This is a genomic window from Microtetraspora niveoalba (assembly GCF_001570405.1).
In the GTDB taxonomy this organism is placed as follows: Bacteria; Actinomycetota; Actinomycetes; order Streptosporangiales; family Streptosporangiaceae; genus Microtetraspora; species Microtetraspora niveoalba.
On sequence record NZ_BBYM01000010.1, the window covers coordinates 68,630 to 88,357 of the forward strand.

Sequence of the window (19,728 nt, forward strand, 5' to 3'; positions counted from 1 at the left end):
GCCCACACAGGGCTACGCGGGGAGGGGCATCGGCTACTCGGAGAGGGCGACCCGGACGATCTCGCCCTTGCCCGGCGCGTACGGGTTCTGCGAGACGTAGGCCGAGCCGTCGTCGGCGAGGGCCATCGCGATCGGGGCCTTCAGCGTCCCCGGCTTGAGGAGCTCGGTGTGGCTGCCGTCCGCCTCGACCCGGTAGATCGTGGTCAGGGCCTGGCCGTCGGCCGGGATCTTCCCGACCGACCCGAGGACGATCATGCGGCCCTTCGCGTCGAAGGCGACGTCCACCACGGTGGTGAAGCCCTTGGCCGCCACCGTCGGCTTGCCCTTGCCCTTGCCGGACAGGCGGAACACCCGCGCCACGCCCACCGGCTGCGGGAAGCCGGCGTGCTCGGCGACGTAGTACGCCCCGTCCGGCCCCTGGGTGATGCCCATCGGCACCGACTGGAGCGGCAGCTTGCTGCCCTTGGGCATCTTCAGCTCCGGGGGAGCGTCGGCGCTGCGGGCGTGGAAGACCGCCCGAGTGCTGATCTTGCCCTTCGCGCTCACCTTCAGCACGTCGTTGCCGCCGACGTCGGTGACGAGGGCGCCCCCGTCGGACGTGGCGACGACACCGAAGGGGTAGGCGTCCACGGCGCTCCCCTTGTCCTTGCGGTCGGGGTTGTGCCTGACCTCGTACGCCACCAGGTCGGCGATGCGGGCGGTCCTGCCGTTCGCGCTGACGCTCATCAGCGTGCCGAGGTTGCGCGCCTTCGGGCCGAGCTTGGCGCGCAGCTTCGCGTCGCCGCCGAGGCCGATCGTGATCAGCATGCGGCCGTCCTCGGCGACCGCCACGTCGTGCGGGCCCAGGCCGAAGCCGCCGGACGCGGCGGAGGGCAGTTTGGAGACGACGGTCGAGGTCGAACCGTCCTTGATCTTGATGATCTTCCCGCTGTAACCGAAGCACATCTTCTCCGGCTTGGCGCCCTGCTCGGCGGGCATCGCGGCACACTTGGTCTTGCCGCCGCTGCCCGCCAGGGCGACGTACAGCGCCCCGTCCGGGCCGAATGACAGGCCGCGCGGGTTGTCCAGGCCCTTCGCGACGACGGTCACGGCGTCGTCGGCCGCCGCCGCGGCGTCGCTCGTGGTCGCGGACGCCGGCACGGACCCGGCGGTCGCGACCGCCTGGAAGGTCAGTACGGCGAGGCCCCCGGTGGCGGCCGCGAGCATCCGGCGCGAAGTGGTGATACGGCTCATGTGTGACCCCCTGTGAAAGAACAGCCGGGCCAGAACGGACGGCGACCCAGCGCAACGAACAGGGAGAAAGTTAGGGTTGACCCCGAATCGCGGTAATCCACCCCGCGACGGATTCACCGTCCACCACGATGATGACCGAACCCGGGAGCTCCGCCGACCGGCTACGAGGCCATCGCCGACGCGAACGAGACGCGCTCCACCGTGAGAGGGAGCGCGAAGATCGCTCGGACCACCGATCCCTTCGCCTTCGGGCGGAGCGAGGATTCACTGCATGATCCGTAGTCAAGGAGAGTGCCTGTGAACCCCCGCCTCGCGTTCGTCGCCGCCCCGCTGCTCACGGCGGCGTACGGAGTGATCCGCATCCTGGACGGACTCGACGGCAGCCGGGGGCCGGGCCTCGCCTGGACCTCCGGCCATCTCGCCTTCGTCGCGGCCCTGGTCCTGTTCGTCCCGGTCTTCTGGGAGATGCGCCGGCTCGCCGGCCGCGGCCCCGTGGCCGCCACGAGCGTGGCGATCGGGCTGGCCGGGGCGCTGGCGCTCATCGCGCAGTTCGGCATCGACATCGTGGTCGGTTTCCAGGCCGCCGATCACGACGCCATGGGCCCGCTCTTCGACCGGGTGCGGAGCGTGCCGGGCGTCCCCTTCGTCGTCTACGACGCCGTCCCGGTCCTCTTCTACGTCGGGCAACTCGCGCTCATCGTGCGGCTCGCGGCCCTCCGGACCGTCAAGGTCTGGGTTCCACTCGTGTTCGCGCTCGGCATCGTCCTGCCGCTGGTGGACAAGGACCTCATCCCGCTCGGCGCCGTCTTCATGCTCGTGTCCTTCGTCCCGCTGATCGGGCGGGTCTCCCGTACGGCGTCGCCCGTTCCCGCCTGACGGCCGGCGGGGCTTTCCGGGAGGTTTTGTCGCCCCCTGTCAGTACGGTCGGACCATGGGCGACGACCTCAGGAACGGCCTCATCTGGTGGTCCACTCACCGGGCCACCGTCGGGCTGGTCGTGAGAGACGGCGTCGTGGTCGAGTCCGCGCCGTACGCCCGGCGGTGGGCGCGGGGACGCGACGCCGGGGAGATCTATCGCAGGGGAGACCGGCAGAAGGGGGTCACGGTCGTCTGGATCCCCGCGGATGAGACATGGCCGGACAGTCCGTAAGAGATCGCGCTCTCGCGGACGGTCGGCGAGGCTGTGGAACACCTCGCCGAGCGCCCGGTACGAGAGCCACGGTCAGCTCCAGGTGGCCTTCCGGAGCACACCCGACAACCCTGAGGTGTTCCAGACGTCCACGACAAGGATCTTCGAGGTGGGCAGGAACCACTCCCGCTGGGTGAACCGCTTCGTCCGCCGGCCGCCGTCGTTCGTCACGCACTGGTTGGGCCAGGCGGTGTACAGCGCCTTGTGACCGCGGCCGACCTGGCGCAGCCCCGTCGAGGCGGCCTTCTCGGCCGGGTACCAGCTCGTCCCGGAGTCGAACGGGCAGGGGATGACGCCGCTGAAGGGGTGGAACTGCTGCTTGCCGGTGTAGGTGAGGGACCCGCCCCCGACCGGCACGTTCGTGAACGCCTTCGGACCGAACACCCAGAACGACCGGCAGTTCGCGGCGAATGCCTCGGCGCGGCCGCACTTCCCGGTCACCACCACGACCGTGTCGCCGTCACGGTGTGCCGTCCAGCCGGCGGGGATCTTCAGGTGCATCCCCCGGAACGAAAGGCTCTTCGTCCCCGAGGAGGAGGAGGAGGAGGAGGCCGCGGCGGCTGCGGTGCCTGCGGTGGCGGTGGCGGTGGCGGCGAGCACGGCAGCGGCCACCACGGCGAGGATGGAGGAGGGTCTATCGAGCATGCCGGGAAGCTACCGGGCCCCACTTGGCGTTCTCTGGTCGTTCGGTTGCGGCGCCGCGTCCGCTCCCGGTCAGAAGAGGGTCAGCGGCTCGGACGGCATGGGCTCGGGAAGCGGCTCGACCTCGGGCAGCAGGGCCCGTACCTCGTCGTGGAAACGGCGGGCGAGCTCCAGCGCGTCGGCGTTGTCGGGGGTGTGGACGAACACGGTCGGCGAGCGGCCCTCCCGCAGCCATTCGACGACCGTGCCGACCCAGTGCCGCCAGCCCTCGACCGTGCTCGCCGTGTCGTCCCGGCCGAGGTAGCGGACGATCGGACGGTCGGTGAGAGCGGACGAACGCCGTGGAACGCGCGGCTTCTTGGTCCACGCGTCGCGTTCGGCGTCGCTGGTCGGAGGCCGCTGGAAAAGGGTGACGGTGTCGAACGGGACCCATTCGGCGTCGACGTCGGCGAGGACCCGTTCGAGAAGCCGCTCCGACCGTTCCTCCTCGAAGAACGCGCGGTGACGGACTTCGACGGCGTACCTGTGCGAGCGGGGGAGCCGCCGGAGAAAGCCCGCCAGCGTGCCCAGGTCGCCGGGGCCGAACGATCCCGGCAGTTGGATCCACAGGGCGTGGACTCGCGGCCCGAGCGGCTCGATCGTGTCCAGGAACGAGCGGACTTCCTCGTCGACACCGTTGAGACGGCGCTCATGCGTGATCGGTTTGGGCAGCTTGACCACGAAACGGAAGTCGGGGTCGGTCTGCCGCGCCCACGATTCCACGGTGCTCCTCGTCGGCGTCGCGTAGAACGTCGTGTTGCCCTCCACCGCGTTGCACCAGGTCGCGTACGCCCGCAGGCGTTCGCCGGGAGGAAGCGGATGCGGGAGAAACCGCCCCTGCCATGGCGTGTGAGTCCACATCGCACATCCCACATGAAGCCGCATGACCACGACGCTATCCAAGATCTGAGCCCGACCGGACGAGGCGGGTAAGCGGCCCGACGGCGAGCGGGGGATACCGAGCGACCCCGAGGGGCGCGGCCTCGCTCTGGACCGAGAAGCGCACGGGAGCGAAGCGACCACGCGCGACGAGGGAAGACGAGGCGTGTAAGCGGCCCGACGGGGAGTGGGGGATACGTTGACCCTGACACGGTGTGAGGCCATAGACGTGAGGCGTCATGTTCAGCATTGGAGATTTCGCCCGTCTTGGCCGGGTTTCCATACGGATGCTCCGGCACTACGACGCACTTGGACTGCTCCGGCCCGCCCGGGTCGACGAGGTCACCGGATACCGCTACTACGAGGCGCGGCAGTTGTCCCGGCTCAACCGGCTCATCGCCCTCAAGGACCTCGGCCTCAGCCTCCAGCAGGTGGGCCGGATCCTCGATGAGCAGGTCGGCCCGGAGGAGCTGCACGGCATGCTGCGGCTCCGCCGTGCGGAGCTGGAGGCGCGGGTGGCCGATGAGACGGCACGGCTGGCCAGGGTCGAGGCGAGACTCCGGATGATCGAAACGGAGGGCGTCATGTCGCCAGATGTCGTGATCAAGAGTGTTCCCGCGATCCGTCTCGCCGAGCTCAGCGGTACGGCGGAGAGCTACGAGTCCGACCACATCACCCCGGTGATCCAGCCCCTGTACACGGAGCTGTGCCGGAGGCTCGACGCGGCCGGAGTCGCGATCACCGGTCCGGCGGTCGCGTACTACGAGCCGGTCCCCGAGGGCGTACGGGTGCACGCCGGAGCCCCGGTGAACGTGGAGCACGGCAGGACGTACGACTTCGACGTCGTCGACCTGCCCGCGATCGAGCGTGCGGCCACCCTCATCCACCACGGGCGCATGGACGACGCGGACGTCACGTTCCAGCGGCTCGCCCGGTGGGTCGAGGACAACGGCTACCACGGCTCGGGCGTCGCCCGCGAGGTGTACCTCAATTACGGCGACGGCGACCCGGCGACCTGGGTGACCGAGCTGCAGGAGATCATCACGATCAGCGGAGAGCCCGGCGACTCGCCCGCCTCCACAGGGTGACGCCGCGCCGCTGAACGCCATGCTCAGGAGCGGCGTTCAGCCGGTGAGACCCCGCATCCGGCGGCACCCTCTCGAACCGGACGGTCGTCAGGGTGACGCCGGAGGCGGCCACCCCTTACTCGGGCAACTCCACCCCATACGCCCTGAGCGCCTCGCGAGCCCGTTGAACGCATTCCTCCACGGAGTCAACGTCGAATCGGATGTGCCACCTGTCCTGGTTTTCGGATAACCCGGACATGTGTTCAGGCGGCCCGCCTGAGGTTCATCAAGCGGCCCGCCTGATTTCGATGAAGGCCCATGGCCGAACGCCTCCATGTTCGGCGGGGCGTGCCGATGCCGGGCACGCCCCTGTCACGTTCTGGCGGCCGACGCCCGTGCTCGGGCAGGTCGCCCCCTGCCGGAAATCCACAACGGCAAGCGGGCTGCAAGCAGGCTCCGCACAATGGCTGGCATGAAAGCCTCCCCCAGCCTGCCCCTCCGGCTTGCCGCCGGTGCGGCCCTCGTGCTCCTGACCATCACCGGATGCGGCGCCGGCGGCGCCGGCACGTCCCGGAACGATCAGTCCATACCGGAACGTGTGATCAGCACAGCGAGCGCCGAAACCACGCCGACCGCCGCGGCCGCCCAAGCCACGGAGAACGGCGAGCCGGCCACGACCGAGACGGACGCTCCGGCCCAGGCTCAGACGGCCGTACAACCCGGTGGGGCCCTCGTCGACGGCAGCACCGTCGCGGCCGAGCTCACCCGCGCCGGGCAGCGGGACAAGTTCACGCTGGACCTGGGCGACGCCAGGGAGTTCTACGTCACCGACATGACCGGCGACGACATCCAGCTCCAGGTGTTCTCGGAGGTCGACGGCCAGCCGGTCGGCCCGTCCGGCGTCGCTCTGAGCTGGGGAACGTCGGTCGTCAAGTTGACCAAGGCGGGCAAGCACCGGCTGGAGGTCTTCGGGAACACGAACGTGATCGGTCCGTACAGTTTCCGGATCGCGACGGTGAAGGTGCGCACGTTCCCGGCGGCGATCGGCTTGCAGATCGGCGAGGGCAGCCCGGACGGTGCGGGGCGGCTGGACGTACCAGGACGCATCGACCGCTTCGAGTTCGACGCGGACGGCGCGTCGGCCATCAAGATCCTCGGCGGTGCCGGGGCGTGCACCGCTGTCGAGCTGGAGCTCACCGATTCCGCCGAGAAGAGCATCGCCACCCCGCGGCAGCCCGTCCCGCTCTGCGGGTACGAGCTCGACATCCCGCTCTCCAACGGAGACGGCCGGTACGCGCTCGTGGTCAGGTCGGGCGCGGCGAAGACCGGGGCCTACTCGTTCCAGATCGCGCGGGCCGGTTGACCGTCGACCCGGGCGTGATCATGCGCCCGGGCCGGCCGCGCGTCAGGACCGGCTCAGGCTCCCGCGATACTCCAGCGCGCCCGCGCCCTCCTGGCCCACGAAGTCCAGTGTCAGCGGGTCTTTCAGGGTGAGGGTGATGTCTCCGCCCACGCACTGGTCCCGCTGTACGCGGGTCAGGTCGAGCACGTTCCCGGTCCTGACCCGGGTCAGCGTGACCTGCTGCTCGCACCCGCCGGCCCGCCACGTCCCCGTCGACCGGTCAGGCACCAGGGTGAGCGTCACGTCGGCGGTCTTCTTCCGATCGTCCTGCGAGACGACCTGACCCGTCCACGTTCCCGCGAACGCCTCCGGGACTCCGCCTCCTGCCTGGACCGGGGACGGTGTCGAGGGGCTCGCGGAGGCCGGTCGCCCGCCTGAGACCGAACGCGATCCGGAGTCCCCGTCGACGGCACCGGCCTCCGGCCTCGTCACGTCGTCACCGGATTGGCCGCCGAGCACCCCTGACGCGTACAGCGCCACCCCGGTCACGAGCGCCGCGGCGGTGACGGTGATCGCGATCAGTACGGCGGGCTTCCGCGCTCGCCGCGGCACCGGCTCGCCGGGCACCGTCTCCTGCGCCGCCGTATCGGAACGGCGGAGATCGCCGACGGTGTCGGGTGCGGCCGCACTCCGTGCCCCGGACGAGCCGGGTGAGGGCGGTCCGGTGGGTCCGGGTGAGGGCGGTCCGGTGGGTCCGGGTGAGGGCGGTCCGGTGGGTCCGGGACCGGCCGCGACCGGGACCCGATCCGTCCGGCCGCTCCAGTCGGCGGGAAGGTGGGCGGTGGGCACCGGGCCGACGTCGGGAACCGTCACGTCGGGGGCTCCGGGCTCGACCAGGCGGATCATGAGCGCCCGGGCGGAGGGACGTGACGCGGGATCCTTGGCCAGGCAGGCGGCCAGCGTCTCCCTCAGGGGCGACGGAACCTCCGCGAGGTCGGGCTCGGCGTTGAGGATCCGGCCGAAGACCGCGGCGACGGTGTCGTTGCCGAACGGCGCCCGGCCGGTGGCGGCGTAGTACATGGTCGCGGCCCAGGAGAACACGTCGGCCGCCGGTGATCCGTACACGCCGTTGAGCTGTTCGGGAGCCATGTACGGCGGGGTGCCGGAGAGCGCCGACGACATCGTGCTCGCGTCGAGCACCTGGGCGATGCCGAAGTCGACCACGCGTGGGCCGTCCGGGCCGAGCAGCACGTTGGCCGGTTTGAAATCCCGGTGGATGACTCCCGCGCTGTGGATGGCGGCGAGCGCGTTGGCCGTGGCGACCGCCAGGCGATCGAGGTCGCCCCCGCGCAGCGGACCCTCGTCACGCACCCGATCCCGCAGTGAGGGCCCCGCGACGAACTCGCTCACGACGTACGGGTCCGGGCGGTCGGTCTCCGCCGCCAGCACCCGGGCCGTGCAGAAGGGAGCCACCCGCAGCGCCGACTGCAACTCCCTGGCCAAGCGACGGCGTGAGGCGGGGTCGGCGCCGCCGCGCAGGACTTTGATCGCCACCCGCTCGCCGGACCGGCTCCACCCCTCGTAGACGATCCCCTGCCCGCCCTCGCCCAGACGCCCGACGATCTCGTACTCGCCCAGTACGCGCGGGTCCCCCGGCTCCAGTGGATCAGCGGGCATCGGCTCCTCCATGCGCGGTGATCCGTTCACATTAGCGATGCGAGACCCGGCCCACCATGGCCCTCCGTCAAGGCCATGGCGGCGGGCCGCCGAGGAGCGGTTTCTCAGGCGCGCGCCGCCGCCACGGTGGTCCGCGCGCACGCTCCGGTCTTTTTCCTATGGAGCGACAGGGCGATGGCGAACCGCCGGACGGAGTTCTGTTCCGCCCGGCGATCGACCCGGCCGGCCGGCTGGTGTCAGGCGCGGCCGACCGGTTCGTCCCCACTCATCGAATGGTGACGCGGTCCCCCTTCGGCGCCTCGACCGGCGAGTTCTTCACGATGTACGACGCCAACGCCCCCCTGTCGTCCGGCCCGCCGCGGTAGACGGTGGTGGTTCCCTCCCATTTCGGGAAGCCCTCCTGGCCACCCATCAGGAGGTAGTTGGCCGCCACCTTGATCACCTGGGTGTCGGTCACCGGAGCACCGTTCAACGTGATCTCGGTCACCGCCCCTCCCTCCACCGTGTAGCGAAGCGAGGCCGAGGGGGTCAGCACCCAGCCCGAGGGATTCCGGTACGCCAGCAGCTTCTTGAGCTGCGCGCCGGTCATCGCGTTCACGTCAACGGCGAGCCCGGCCGGCCGGGTGTCCCACAGTTCCTCATAGGTGACCGGACCCGCGTTCAGGTCCGTCCGGAACCCGTACCTGCTGACGAGGGCGACCTCCGCGCCGGAGAGGGCCTGGACCGAGTCCAGGTAGGCGTCGGCGACCAGTTCCGCCAGCGGGCCACCGGCGGCGGTGAGTCCGATGTTCTCGGTGGTCGCGCCGAACGTCTCCTCCGCGCCCGGCGAACCGCACTTGAAGTAGTAGAGGGTGTTGGACCTGAGGCCGTTCGGCTGTCTGATCTCGATCTGCACCGAGAACTTGCCCGTCTCCCAGTCCCATTCCCAGTCGAGCGTTTCCAGCACGGTGGTGAAGACGTCGCCGTGGTCGGCCGGCACGTTGACGGTCTTCCACTCGTCGGTGCCGACGAGGCGATATTCGACGACCTGCGCGCCGGAGGGAAGCCCCTCGAAGGAGCCATGGACCTTGAAGGTCAACGGACATTTCGACGCGGTGGTCCGCTCGAAGAGGATGGTCACCTTCCCCACGGGGTTCTGAGCCGGGTCATCCCCCTGACCGGGCGGCGTGTCGACCTCCACGTCCGAGGCGGACACGGCGTTCCACGGTTTCGCGGCGGCATGCGCCGCCGGGACGAAGGTGCCGGACGCCAGGACGGCAACGGCCGCCAGCTTCCCGAATCGACGCCCAGCCCTACCTGATAGGCCCACAGCATTCCTCTCTTGCGATCTGCGAAAAGGAATAAGGGATCAGCCCGTTCCCTTGGAGAAACAGACGCTAGCCGGACCGGCCGACAATTCCGCGCGGGCCTGAAGAGGGAAAGCGCGGACACGTCGAAAAGGAGCCGGCCGACCACGCGGCCGACCGGCGGTTCGAATCGCCGATTCCGCTAACGTTCGCCCGCACCGCGATGGAGCGAGGCGGTCGCGTCCGGCCGGGCGCACACCGATCTCGAACGCGGGCCCTTCGACTGCGAGGCGGAGGGCCCGCGCACGGGAGCCCGTCACTTCCGCGATCTCGGGCGTACGCCGCCCGGTTCGGTCGGCGGTCAGCCGGCCATGGCGCGGCGGCAGCGGGCCAGTGCCGCGCGCAGGTCGCGTCGCAGCGGCCGGTCCAGGCCGGGCTGGGCGAGCGCCTCGGTGAAGTCGCGGGCGGCCTCGTCCCACCGCTCCAGGCGCATCAGCGCCGTACCGCGGTTGTAGCGGGGCACCGGCGCCGCCGACAGCGCCACCGCCCGGTCCAGGTCGGCCACGGCCGCGGCCGCGTCGCCGCGCTCGAACCGGACGGCGGCCCGGTTCGTCCATGCCTCGACCAGCTCCGGATCGCCGACCAGCGCGCGGGTGAGCAGCTCGTCGGCTTCGGCGAGGCTGCCGCGCTCCGAACGGATCAGCCCGAGAGTGCACAGCAGCGCGGGCTCCTCCGGGGCCAGCGCCAGCCCGGCCCGCGCGCCCGCCTCGGCCGCGTCGAGCGCACCGCGCTCCACCTGCAGGTTGACCAGGGCGATCCGGGCGTCGAGGTGCCCGGGGTCGATGGCGAGCACACGCTCCAGGTCGTCACGCGCCGCTTCCGAGCGGCCACGCTCCTGCTGCAGCACGGCCCGGTTGTAGTACGCCTCGGGCAGGTGAGGCCCCAGCCGGATGGCCGTGCCGTAGTCCCTGATCGCGGCCTGGGACCGACCCGCCGCCCGGTGCAGGGCGGCCCGGTCCACGTAGTACTCGCAGTTGCCGGGGTCGTGTGCGATCACGGTGTCGAGATCGGCCAGGGCCTGTGCCTGATCGCCCAGGGCCAGGTGCACCTGCGCCCGGTTGTGGCGTAGCCGAGCCAGGTCCTGCGGACGCTCGCCGGGAGCGAGCACCGCCGTCAGCCGGGCCAGCCCGTCGTCGACCAGCCGCAGCGCGCGGGCGGGCTCACCCGCCTTGGAGTCCAGCAGTGCCACGCCCTGCTCGTAGAAGACGGTGGACAACACCCGCTGCCGCGGGTTGTCCAGTCCGGAGGCGAGGTGGATCGCCTGTTCCAGCCAGTGCCGCGCCTGCGCCTGGTCCTGGTCCTCCGCCGGCAGGTGCCTGGCGTAGAGCATGGCGGTGGTGTACGCGGCCGACATGGTGATCTTGGGGTCGTCGGTGGCGGCGCGCGCCTCGTTGTAGAGGTCGAGCGCTTCGGCGGCTCTGTCCAGCGCCGCCAGGGCGGTGGCCAGGCCGGTGGTGAACGCCCACCAGTGCCGCAGGTCGCCGTCCGGGGTCACCATGGCGCGCCCGCGCCTGGCGACTCGGGCCGCGTGGTGGTAGAAGCCGCGGGCCAGGCTGTCGCCCAGGGCTGCGCGGATCGCCTCCGGCGCCGGGTCGGCCGCGACCGGCTCGCGGGGGCCGCCGTCGTGCAGATCCAGGCGCACCGGGGACGCCGCGAGCCGGCGGATCAGCACGTCCAGCAACTCGCGGGTGGTCTCGTCGGCATCGGCGACGTGGTCGAACCGCACCTTGACCGGCTGCCGGAGCGTGTCCGCCCAGGCCGCCGCGAACTCCGCCGCGCCGTACGCGAGGCAGGCGGTGCGCCGGGCGGGATGGAACCGGATCGGCTCCTCCTCGGCGGCCGGTCGTGCCGTCTGGTCGAGCCAGGGTGCGATGGCGTGCAGCTCGACCTCGTGGCGGGACGCCAGGCGGGGGCGGTCGGCGGCGATCCGGCCGAGGAAGTCCGCGATCCCGGCGTACGGCCCGTGGTCGCGATGGCAGTCGTAGGCGTCCGGCTCTTCGGTCACGGCCGGGCCGAACGCCGCAGGGGCGGGCGCCCGGGAGCGCCCGCCGTGCCGGCAGTTACCAGCACCACTCGAACCAGAGCCGGCGGGCGCCGGACAGCAGGCGCAGCGTGCTGTTGCGGCGGACGGTCATCTTCTTCATGGACACCTCCGAGTGATCCACTTCCGAACTGCCCAGAGCATAATCCGGCCCAGCGAAAATATGTAGATACCTCACGATCAAAGTAATGCGACCAGGTATTGCGCTATATGGGGCCTTCGGCGGCCTTTGCCCCATTCTGGAAAACGCTTCATTTCGGCCGGCCGAGTCAAGAGGATCGAACCCCGACATCCGGCCCGCCAATCGGCCTGACCTTCAGAAATAACGGCCGCAACCTGACCGAAACCCAGACTTCGTACGACCGGAAACACTTTCAGAACCCGCTTCGCGGGCCTCGATGTCTCTCGCGAGAGGCGCTGCCGGACAGGATCCGTCCGAGAGAGAAGATCCTCGCGCACCTGTCCCGCAGTCCCGATCCGCTACCTTGACGACGTGTCGGACAGCGAGCGTCATCTGTGCGGCGGCATCAGGTGGCGAAGGAGATCGACGGCTTCTCAGGGGGACAGCTCAAGACCGGGTCGGGCCGGCGCCGCTGTCGTGTCCTCAAGCCTCGGCGTTCTGGGCAGCCATCAAAGTTTCGTAGAGGTGCCATCCGTCGACTTCCCTGGTGCGGGGCTCCGTGTGCAACTCTCCGCGCGCTGCCGCAGTCCGAAGAAGGCGGTGGACCGTCTTGGGCTCGTAGAGGTTCAACCACTCCCCTTCGGGGAACGTCCCTACGCTCCCGGCGTCGAAGTAGGTGTTGGAAACGGCCCTGTTCGGGCCGGGCCGGAAGACGATCAACAGGCGGGAACGTGAGCCCTCACGATGAAGTGACAGGGTTGTACGGCAGTTCTCGTAGCAGTCCCTGTCGACCTTCTGGCGCACCGACCAGAGCCATACGGTGTCGCCATCGACGAGGCGGCGCAGCCTGTGATCGTCCTTCATGCCTTCTCCCTGGGGTCAGCCACCGCCGACTCTAGTGATCACAGCACGGTCCCGCAGGGTCCGAGGTAGCGGGCCGCGTTGGTCCCATCCTGACGAATGCCCCTTCCTCGGCTCTCCGCCCCGGTCTCCCAGTCCGGCTCGGGCACGGGTACGGAACAGCCGACCGTCCCCTCAAGCACCCCACTGCCGCTGGCCTTCTTTCGGGCCGGGGCGGACAATCCCACACAAGAAGGTCTCCCAAGGTTGCGGGGGTCGAACGTGGCCACGATCAGAAGTGGCGTCTCCACCCTGGGCACACTCGTCTTCCTGGCGGCGGGGTGCTCGGCGAGCGGCCCTGCCGAACACGCCCCGGCATCGGCCGGCGCGTGCGTTTCCACCGTCACCAGGGACGCGCTGCCCACCTGGGCGAGAGCCGGGTTCAGCCATGACGGCTCAGGCGTCCCCCACGTGTTCAGCGAGCATGGCGACATCATCGCCGTACTGTTCAACTATCCGCCGGTGGCCTCCGCCGATCCCGACGTCACGAACAAGATCCTCTGGGTCTCGCGGTTGCCGCAGCAACCGATGCGACCGCTGACCATCGAAGCCGTACTGCACGGGACGACGACGTCGGTGGTCCGCGAGATCGCGGGCGGCGCCGGGCCCTCGTCGGTCAACCTGCCCGAAGCGGGATGCTGGCACCTGACGTTGAGCTGGTCCGGGCACAACGACGCCATCACGCTCAGCTTCACCTGACCCGGGAGACATGATCCGGACGACTGCCTCCGTCGACCCGAGCGGAAGGTGCACGTCCCCTCCTCGTCGCCCTCGGCGTTCGACCCGCATGGCCAGGCAGATCGGTCACGACGAACGTCTCCCATCAGAGGAGAAGCGCAAGGCGCTCAAGCGGCTCGGCGACCGGCCGGAGAGCATGCCTTCTCAGGAGCTGCCGCATTCGCCTGATCGGCGGTAGCCGACGAGGCGGCGTCTTAATCGCTTGCCGTGCGCCCTGCCGGGACAGTACGTTCCGCCGGTCGCCCGCGTTTCGGCGGGCTCATCGTGAAGGAGGTGTACGGCAGATGCGCACGAGCTTTCCCCGGCCGACCCCTGCCCTGATCCACATCCCCACGATGGAGACAGCGTGTCCATTCGCATCACCCCACTGACCGACCCCGACCACACCCACTCCAGCCGTCGCCTCGCATGGCTGGCATCCCACCCCGACGGGACGCCCGCCGGATCGGCGTTCCTGCGCCTGTCCAGCCGGCCGGGCCAGGCCCACCGGGCCGAGCTCAACCTCACCGTCCATCCCGCCGAACGGCGACGCGGCGTCGGCACCCTGCTGCTCGCGGCCGCCGTCGGAGCGGCCCGGGATGACGACCGGTCCAGCGTTTTCGCACAGGTCGAGGCCGGATCGGCCGGCGACCTGTTCCTGAGTGTCCGGGACTTCCGCCGGGTCCTCACCCTGACGTACGCGCGGCTGCCCCTGGCGGAGATCGACCCGGACGAGCTCGCCGAGATCGTCGAACGGCCCCACCCCGGCTATCGGCTGGCGTCGTGGGATGGCATCGTCCCGGACGAGCTCGCCGTGACCTTCGCCGCGTCCCGCCGGGCAATGGACGACATGCCGATGGACGAGACCGACTACGGCACCGAGACCTGGGACGTGGACCGAGTCCGGGCCGTGGCCCGGGCTGTCGGCGATCGCGGCGACCTGCTGCACACCGTCGTCGCCATCGACGAGTCGGACGGCTCGATCGCAGGGTTCACAGAACTGGTCGTCCGAGGCGACGGCAGGGGTGACGGCCAGCACTACGGTACGGGTGTCCTCCCCGAACATCGCGGCCACGGCCTGGGCCTGTGGATGAAGGCCGAGGCGATCCGGCAGGCGAGAGAGCGCCACCCGGCTCTGGACGGCCTGCTGACCGATACCGCCGACAGCAACCGCCACATGCGCGCCATCAACGACACGTTGGGCTACGCGCCGACTCACCGGGCCTACGGCTACCAACTCGACCTCTGATCCGTCCGCAGGCCGGGGAGGCGCTCTCCCCGGCCTCCGGGCGCCCCAAGCTCCGGCCTTCCGGTCCACCTGGCAGACCGGATCTCTGGGTGATGTTCGCGCCCCTCGCCTTACAGCCCACCGCGACAAGCACGTCCTCTGATCATGAGGGCATACGCCAGTGGTGCGCAGGAGGTGGCCGCAGATTCGGCATCGGAGATGCCAACCGCACGAACGCCGCTTCGCGAGACCGGGGAAGCGGCGGTTCGGCTGGGTGAAATTCGTGTTCAGCGAACGCCCCACCCATCGTGGCCGTGCAAGGCCGTTCGCGGAAATCCGCGACTGTACACGCGGGTGGCTCCCACTTGAGCCCGCGGGGCTTCTGGTCGCGCAACGTGATCGATACTCTGCCCCCATGGGCGACCGCGAACCATCCCTGCGGCTGACGGACGTCACAACCACGTTGGACACGGCACTTACGGCCCTGAGAGCCGCAGGCGCCGACCTCGATTATCGGGTGGGTGGCACCAGTGCCGCTCTTCTGCAGGGTGTCCAACTTCCGGCCGGGGACATCGACGTCTTAATGGCCCGACGAGAGGATGTGGACACGTTTGCCGCGGCCCTCTCAACGTTTCCTTGCCTTCACCCGGCATCCTGGCTCCCAGAGGCTTCGCAGTACTTCGCCAGGTACGAGATCAACGGAGTTGCGATAGAGATCAGCACCGTCGAGTGGCAAGTCGACTCGGACGGGATGGAATGCGTCGGCCCTGGCCCATGGCAGCACTATGTCGTGGTCACCTGCGGCTCTCATCGCGTCCCTGTTGTCCGCCTGGAGCTCCGGTTGGCCACGGAGGTTCTACGGGATCGACCTGATCGCTATGGGCCCCTCATCGACCACATGGGCGCCCACGGATTCGATCCTGATCTTCTGCAGACGGCGATGAGTGCTCGCAGCCTTCCAGTGGAACGCCGGCGGATGATTCGAGATCGCCTCGCACGTGCCCTCCCGGCCTGATCTTCGGTAAGGACCTCGCACAGGGGCCTGAGCGGCTCAACCGACGGTCTCCCGGATGGAGACGGGGTGACTGCTGCCGACGGTTGAGCGGGTGTCCGCGGCGCTTACCCTCGACGAGGACAGGCGGCGTGAGTCGGACGCGCTGCTGCTGCGGCTGCGTGATGAGGTGTCCCGGTTGAAGAGTGGCCTTGCCGGTCGAGAGGCGGCGAACGCCGCACGGGTTCGCTCGGCTCAGTGGATGGCCGTGTTCTCCCCGGCGATGATTCCACCGCTGTTGCAGACGGCCTCCTATGCCCGGCTCGCTCTCTCCATCGGTCAGGATGTGGACCCAGACGACGCGGCCAAGGCGGCGGCCGTACGAGTCGAGTCTCAGGCCGTGGTTTTCGAGCCTGGTCGGAAGTTCGCGTTCGTACTGACTGAGGGCGCGGTGCGGACGTGGCCGGGGTCGCCGTCGTTGATGCCGGCGCAGCTCGACCGGCTCGCCCAGGTGTCCACGCTTCCCCACGTGCGCCTGGGGATCGTGCCCTGGAGTGTGGAAGCGCCGGCCTTCCCTCTCCACGGGTTCACGATCTACGACGGCGCGGTGAGCGTGGTCGAGAGCCTGACGGGTGATCTCACCCTGACGGAGACCGGCGAGATCGACACGCATATGGACGTCTTCGAGGCGTTCGCGGCTGCCGCTGTGTACGACGATGGCCTGCGGGATCTTCTGGGTCAGATCGGGGCGGACTACCGCGCTCTCGCGATCAAGTAGCCAGCACTGGCATGCTTATACCCCGCTAATGCACGAACGCCGCTCCTCTTGATCGCGGAAGCGGCGTTTTGGCTGGTGGAGCCCAGGAGATTCGAACTCCCGACTTCCTGCTGCAAACACGTAAGCCAATCCTGATCGGCCCGCGTTTATGCCGCCCGGTACCAGTGGTTGAAGCGCGGATGCCGCCGCCTCGTTCATGCGGATAGTGGTACCGACCTCGGTGGTGGCTTACCAGATTTGAAGAATTCAGGAAGGCGCCCCGGCCAACGAATGGCACGCCGGCCGGTGAAGTTCATGCACCAGAGCCAGTACCGTCACGGGGCATGGGACTGCTGTTGATGTTGCGTCCTCCGCAGCCTCGTCCGAAAAGCCTGCGTCGGGCTACTCGTGCGCAGCGTCGTGAGCATCGCCGTGCCGACGCCGAGGAGTGGGGGACGGCACAGGCGCGAGGCCGGCTGCTGGACGTGGAGGTGGAGAAGCTACTGCTGCTGGTGAACGATGCCGGGGGCAGCAGGCTACCGATTCTCGGGCAGCTCGACCCGTGGTCGGACACCGTTCTCGATCGCCACGACCTACCCCGGCTTGAGGCTGATGTCGATCGTCTGGAGGCAGTTGCCAGCGATGACGCACAGCGTGAGTTGGTGGCGGCCCTGCGGAAGCTGCTGATGAGCTGGCATGCGGAGTCCGAATTGGTGTTGCACTGGTACGGGGATTGATCGCGCTTCGCAGGCCCCCTGTTGGGTCCGGCAGCCACTTAGATCCCGGATGTGAGCTTGGGAATCGCATGAATCACGCCCGGCAGGGGGCTGACCGGGGCGTAAGTCCGGTCGTGAGTAGCCGTGGTCGACCCCTCGTCGCCCTGTCCAATTGCACGTTAATTGCACGGCGGCGATCGCGTGCCTCCGTCGCTGCTCCGTCGGCTAAGGGAGTTGCTCTCGGAGCGCCAGCCACTGGTCAAGCTCTCTCGCCGTCGGCGTCGTCGACAAATAGTCCCGGATGCGCTGGGCCGGCCCCAGCAGGTTCTTGCACCGGCGGAGAGCCAGGATCTCTTTCCGGGGTCGCTGTTGCCAGTTTCCGGCCCACTCTGCGGCTTGCTCCAATCGCAGAGGGAGGGCCGCCAGGATATCCGCGGCGAGTGAGTCGGGATTCCAGAGAGACGAGCCCATGGGGCCGAGGTCGCTGATCAGACCTGCGCGCAAGTAGAAGCGGCTCACATCGGCGCTGATCGTATCTGGACCTGCGGCCTCGGCTCTGCCAAGCGCGTACATGGCCGTCTCCGCCCACATTCGCTGTCTTTCGCCCTGCTCAGGTTGACGGGCGTAGAAGCTGTTCAGCTCCCACACGCTGAGCCAGTAGTTGATGAGGGTGGAAGGATCGTCGACCACGAGGTCACTTTCTCAAGCGCGGCGCACAAGTCTCCACTGCGGCGCCTATCAGCGGCGCGGAGCATCGGATCACAACGCGGATGCGCACGTCCTCCCCGCCCGATCATCCCGTCTGCCGTCGTCCCGCCCGTCAGGGGAGATGATCGGGCTCGTCTCAGCCACGTACGGCCCTTCTCAGGACGAGTCGCGATCATCCCGGAGCCGGAGACCTCCGCCGGAGGCACAAGGACCTTGACCGGCTTCGACCGGACGGACACGCTGACTTCAGCGATCAGGACCTAAGGGAGCGCATGCATGTTCGGTCTGGGCTGGCTTGAGTTGCTGATCATCGTCATCGCAGCCGTCTTTGTCATCGCGTGGCTGGCACGAGGCAGGCGACCATAGTCGTGCGGCGTCGGACGGCGGGACGCTTGGGTACGGCGGACTGGTGTGCGGCGGGCGGCCCGAGCCGCTGCCGACCGGGACCGGCTCCCAGGCTGCACGCCCGGACGGCGCCGCGCGACGGGCCGCGGTGCGGCGACGCGCCGTGCTTCGGGCAGCGAGGAGGACGGGCTTCCAAGTTGAAGCCGAGGCCCCGCCGGAGACAGAAGCGCCGAGGAGAGAGCAACCCGCATCGCGCCATAAGGCCTCAAGAGCTTTCTGAAGTGATCTACGGCCCTGCGGTGAGTGAGACAGAATGTCGGCGCATGAGGGATGAACCGGCAGGTCTGGCGGAGGCCGAACTGATGGTGGCACTGACCGAGGGCTGGGGCATAGAGCCCCACTCGGTCGAGTACCTCCCGGTGGGCGCAGGCAGCTACCACTGGTCTGTGGTGGATCAACGTGAGACGGCGTGGTTCGTCAAGGTGGATGACCTCGGCGTCGAGGACGCCGGGCGTGATGATGCGTTCGACCGGCTCGGCCGATCCTTCGGTGCCGCCCTGACACTGCGCCGGGACGCGGGGCTCGACTTCGTCCTTGCGCCGATCCCGACCACGACCGACGCCGCGATCTGGCGGCTAACCTCGCGGTACGCCCTGTCGGTGTTTCCAATGGTGGCGGGTGCCGCCGGGCACTTCGGCGCGCACCGGCCCGAGGACCGTGCCGAGGTAATCGACCTGCTGGCCGAGCTGCACGAGGCAACCCCGATCGTGGTGGACACCGCGTCACGGGCTGACCTGGTGCTGCCCGCTCGGGACAGGCTGGAGGAGGCGCTGCAGGACCTCGATCGAGAGTGGACCGGTGGGCCTTATGCCGAGCCGGCCCGCAAACTGCTGTCCCTCCATGCCGGGCATGTCCAACGATTGCTCACCGACTTCGATCGGCGGGTCGATCAGGTACGAAACACCGCGGCGGTGTGGGTGGTCACGCACGGCGAACCGCACCCCGGAAACATCATGCGTACCCCGGCTGGACTGCGTCTCGTCGACTGGGGCACCGTGCAGATCGCTCCGCCGGAGCGGGACCTGTGGATGCTCACCCCCGCCCTCGCCCGCATGCTCGGCAAGAACCCGCTTGACGACGATGACGTACTCGTCCGTTACACCCGGGCCACCGGCCGGACCGTCTCACCGGCCGGCCTCGCTCTCTATCCGCTTTGGTGGCGGCTCGCCGACATCGCCATCTTCGTCGACGAGCTGCGCCGGCCGCACGGCACCGGTGAGGACATCGCCGCGTCGTTGACCTATCTCACCGGCTATCTCGAATCCGGCCGAGACTGACCTGCGGTCCGGATGGCGGTGCGACGTCCCATGCGGCGGGACGCGTTGGTGCCGCCGGTGGCGTAAGGCGTGCGGCCCGAGCCGCCGACGGCCGGGGCCGGCCTCCAAGCCGCACGCCCGGCCGCCGAGCGGGTGTAGGGCCGTGAGACGGCGCGCAGCGCCGTCCTTGATCAGCACGGTTCACACGAACGGCAACGCGAGGTGGCCGACCGGCTCAACTCCCTCGCAACGAGGACAACTCAAAAGCAGATCGGGTACGGAGCGGGCACGGAAAGGGAGAACGGCCGCGATCTGGGCGAGGGGCGGTCCGTGGGTGACCGTGACTGGCCCCTGTTGACCGCCCCTAATGCCCGACGATCAGTTCAGCCACGTGGATCCCGAGTTACCACCGGGACACGCACGCCCACCACGTGCGCGTGTCCACGGAACGCCCTACCCCTCACGGTTGTGTCG

Annotated in this window: 18 protein-coding genes; 10 read left to right on the forward strand and 8 right to left on the reverse strand. The window is 69.3% G+C overall.

The genetic code is table 11. The features are described from left to right. Nucleotides 1–33 precede the first annotated feature (33 nt). Complete coding sequence (locus AWQ70_RS10515) at nucleotides 34–1,233, reverse strand: ScyD/ScyE family protein (protein ID WP_157529988.1); 1,200 nt, start codon at nucleotides 1,231–1,233, stop codon at nucleotides 34–36. Nucleotides 1,234–1,530: 297 nt separating this feature from the next. Between AWQ70_RS10515 and AWQ70_RS10520 the strand changes: the two genes are divergently transcribed. Continuing rightward, entirely contained in the window at nucleotides 1,531–2,109 is a 579-nt protein-coding gene (locus AWQ70_RS10520; protein WP_067173589.1) for a hypothetical protein, read from the forward strand. A gap of 55 nt (nucleotides 2,110–2,164) precedes the next feature. Continuing rightward, a complete protein-coding gene (locus AWQ70_RS10525) occupies nucleotides 2,165–2,383 on the forward strand; it encodes a hypothetical protein (protein WP_067173592.1) in 219 nt (72 codons plus the stop codon). 72 nt (nucleotides 2,384–2,455) lie between these two features. On the opposite strand, the gene AWQ70_RS10530 is transcribed toward AWQ70_RS10525, so the two are convergent. Together AWQ70_RS10530 and AWQ70_RS10535 are read right to left on the reverse strand one after the other, a co-directional pair. Further along, a complete protein-coding gene (locus tag AWQ70_RS10530; RefSeq protein WP_157529989.1) occupies nucleotides 2,456–3,067 on the reverse strand; it encodes a hypothetical protein in 612 nt (203 codons plus the stop codon). 69 nt (nucleotides 3,068–3,136) lie between these two features. Next, complete coding sequence (locus tag AWQ70_RS10535; protein WP_505794716.1) at nucleotides 3,137–4,207, reverse strand: DUF72 domain-containing protein; 1,071 nt, start codon at nucleotides 4,205–4,207, stop codon at nucleotides 3,137–3,139. A gap of 14 nt (nucleotides 4,208–4,221) precedes the next feature. Here AWQ70_RS10535 and AWQ70_RS10540 point away from each other — a divergent pair, with 14 nt between their 5' ends. Next, nucleotides 4,222–5,070, forward strand: a complete 849-nt coding sequence (locus tag AWQ70_RS10540; protein ID WP_067173597.1) for a MerR family transcriptional regulator — start codon at nucleotides 4,222–4,224, stop codon at nucleotides 5,068–5,070. 451 nt (nucleotides 5,071–5,521) lie between these two features. Continuing rightward, entirely contained in the window at nucleotides 5,522–6,412 is an 891-nt protein-coding gene (locus AWQ70_RS10545; RefSeq protein ID WP_157529990.1) for a hypothetical protein, read from the forward strand. A 42-nt stretch (nucleotides 6,413–6,454) separates the two neighbouring features. Here the strand turns inward: AWQ70_RS10545 and AWQ70_RS10550 are convergent, their stop codons facing one another. The 4 genes from AWQ70_RS10550 to AWQ70_RS10565 all read right to left on the reverse strand — a co-directional run bounded on the left by AWQ70_RS10550 (nucleotide 6,455) and on the right by AWQ70_RS10565 (nucleotide 12,440). After that, complete coding sequence (locus tag AWQ70_RS10550) at nucleotides 6,455–8,068, reverse strand: serine/threonine-protein kinase (RefSeq protein WP_169808648.1); 1,614 nt, start codon at nucleotides 8,066–8,068, stop codon at nucleotides 6,455–6,457. A gap of 265 nt (nucleotides 8,069–8,333) precedes the next feature. Further along, nucleotides 8,334–9,263, reverse strand: coding sequence for a 5'-nucleotidase C-terminal domain-containing protein (locus tag AWQ70_RS10555; RefSeq protein WP_067173603.1), 930 nt, complete (start codon nucleotides 9,261–9,263; stop codon nucleotides 8,334–8,336). Between the two features lie 452 nt (nucleotides 9,264–9,715). After that, nucleotides 9,716–11,419, reverse strand: coding sequence for a tetratricopeptide repeat protein (locus AWQ70_RS10560; protein ID WP_067173605.1), 1,704 nt, complete (start codon nucleotides 11,417–11,419; stop codon nucleotides 9,716–9,718). 640 nt (nucleotides 11,420–12,059) lie between these two features. Further along, a complete protein-coding gene (locus tag AWQ70_RS10565) occupies nucleotides 12,060–12,440 on the reverse strand; it encodes a hypothetical protein (protein ID WP_067173607.1) in 381 nt (126 codons plus the stop codon). 258 nt (nucleotides 12,441–12,698) lie between these two features. On the opposite strand from AWQ70_RS10565, the gene AWQ70_RS38725 reads away from it, so the two are divergent. From AWQ70_RS38725 to AWQ70_RS38730, 5 genes are all read left to right on the forward strand, one after another. Continuing rightward, nucleotides 12,699–13,175 carry a hypothetical protein gene (locus tag AWQ70_RS38725; RefSeq protein ID WP_218004489.1) on the forward strand — a complete coding sequence of 159 codons (477 nt, stop codon included), beginning with the start codon at nucleotides 12,699–12,701 and terminating at the stop codon, nucleotides 13,173–13,175. A 385-nt stretch (nucleotides 13,176–13,560) separates the two neighbouring features. Next, nucleotides 13,561–14,442: a GNAT family N-acetyltransferase gene (locus AWQ70_RS10575; RefSeq protein ID WP_067173611.1), complete on the forward strand. Its 882-nt coding sequence runs from the start codon at nucleotides 13,561–13,563 to the stop codon at nucleotides 14,440–14,442. Nucleotides 14,443–14,836: 394 nt separating this feature from the next. Further along, nucleotides 14,837–15,436, forward strand: a complete 600-nt coding sequence (locus AWQ70_RS10580) for a hypothetical protein (protein WP_067173614.1) — start codon at nucleotides 14,837–14,839, stop codon at nucleotides 15,434–15,436. A gap of 91 nt (nucleotides 15,437–15,527) precedes the next feature. After that, entirely contained in the window at nucleotides 15,528–16,190 is a 663-nt protein-coding gene (locus tag AWQ70_RS10585; RefSeq protein ID WP_067173617.1) for a DUF5753 domain-containing protein, read from the forward strand. A gap of 323 nt (nucleotides 16,191–16,513) precedes the next feature. After that, a complete protein-coding gene (locus AWQ70_RS38730; protein ID WP_157529992.1) occupies nucleotides 16,514–16,906 on the forward strand; it encodes a hypothetical protein in 393 nt (130 codons plus the stop codon). Nucleotides 16,907–17,110: 204 nt separating this feature from the next. On the opposite strand, the gene AWQ70_RS10595 is transcribed toward AWQ70_RS38730, so the two are convergent. After that, nucleotides 17,111–17,575, reverse strand: a complete 465-nt coding sequence (locus tag AWQ70_RS10595; protein WP_067173624.1) for a hypothetical protein — start codon at nucleotides 17,573–17,575, stop codon at nucleotides 17,111–17,113. Nucleotides 17,576–18,219: 644 nt separating this feature from the next. Here AWQ70_RS10595 and AWQ70_RS10600 point away from each other — a divergent pair. Continuing rightward, a complete protein-coding gene (locus tag AWQ70_RS10600; protein WP_245646896.1) occupies nucleotides 18,220–19,275 on the forward strand; it encodes a phosphotransferase in 1,056 nt (351 codons plus the stop codon). The last annotated feature ends 453 nt before the right edge of the window (nucleotides 19,276–19,728 follow it).

Bases quoted from the DNA above. Each gene is read 5' to 3' on its own strand.
- AWQ70_RS10580 (WP_067173614.1), top strand. From the start codon at position 14,837: ATGGGCGACCGCGAACCATCCCTGCGGCTGACGGACGTCACAACCACG.
- AWQ70_RS38730 (WP_157529992.1), top strand. From the start codon at position 16,514: ATGGGACTGCTGTTGATGTTGCGTCCTCCGCAGCCTCGTCCGAAAAGC.
- AWQ70_RS10545 (WP_157529990.1), top strand. From the start codon at position 5,522: ATGAAAGCCTCCCCCAGCCTGCCCCTCCGGCTTGCCGCCGGTGCGGCC.
- AWQ70_RS10550 (WP_169808648.1), bottom strand. From the start codon at position 8,068: ATGCCCGCTGATCCACTGGAGCCGGGGGACCCGCGCGTACTGGGCGAG.
- AWQ70_RS10535 (WP_505794716.1), bottom strand. From the start codon at position 4,207: ATGGCCTCACACCGTGTCAGGGTCAACGTATCCCCCACTCCCCGTCGG.
- AWQ70_RS10565 (WP_067173607.1), bottom strand. From the start codon at position 12,440: ATGAAGGACGATCACAGGCTGCGCCGCCTCGTCGATGGCGACACCGTA.
- AWQ70_RS10540 (WP_067173597.1), top strand. From the start codon at position 4,222: ATGTTCAGCATTGGAGATTTCGCCCGTCTTGGCCGGGTTTCCATACGG.
- AWQ70_RS10530 (WP_157529989.1), bottom strand. From the start codon at position 3,067: ATGCTCGATAGACCCTCCTCCATCCTCGCCGTGGTGGCCGCTGCCGTG.
- AWQ70_RS10515 (WP_157529988.1), bottom strand. From the start codon at position 1,233: ATGAGCCGTATCACCACTTCGCGCCGGATGCTCGCGGCCGCCACCGGG.
- AWQ70_RS10525 (WP_067173592.1), top strand. From the start codon at position 2,165: ATGGGCGACGACCTCAGGAACGGCCTCATCTGGTGGTCCACTCACCGG.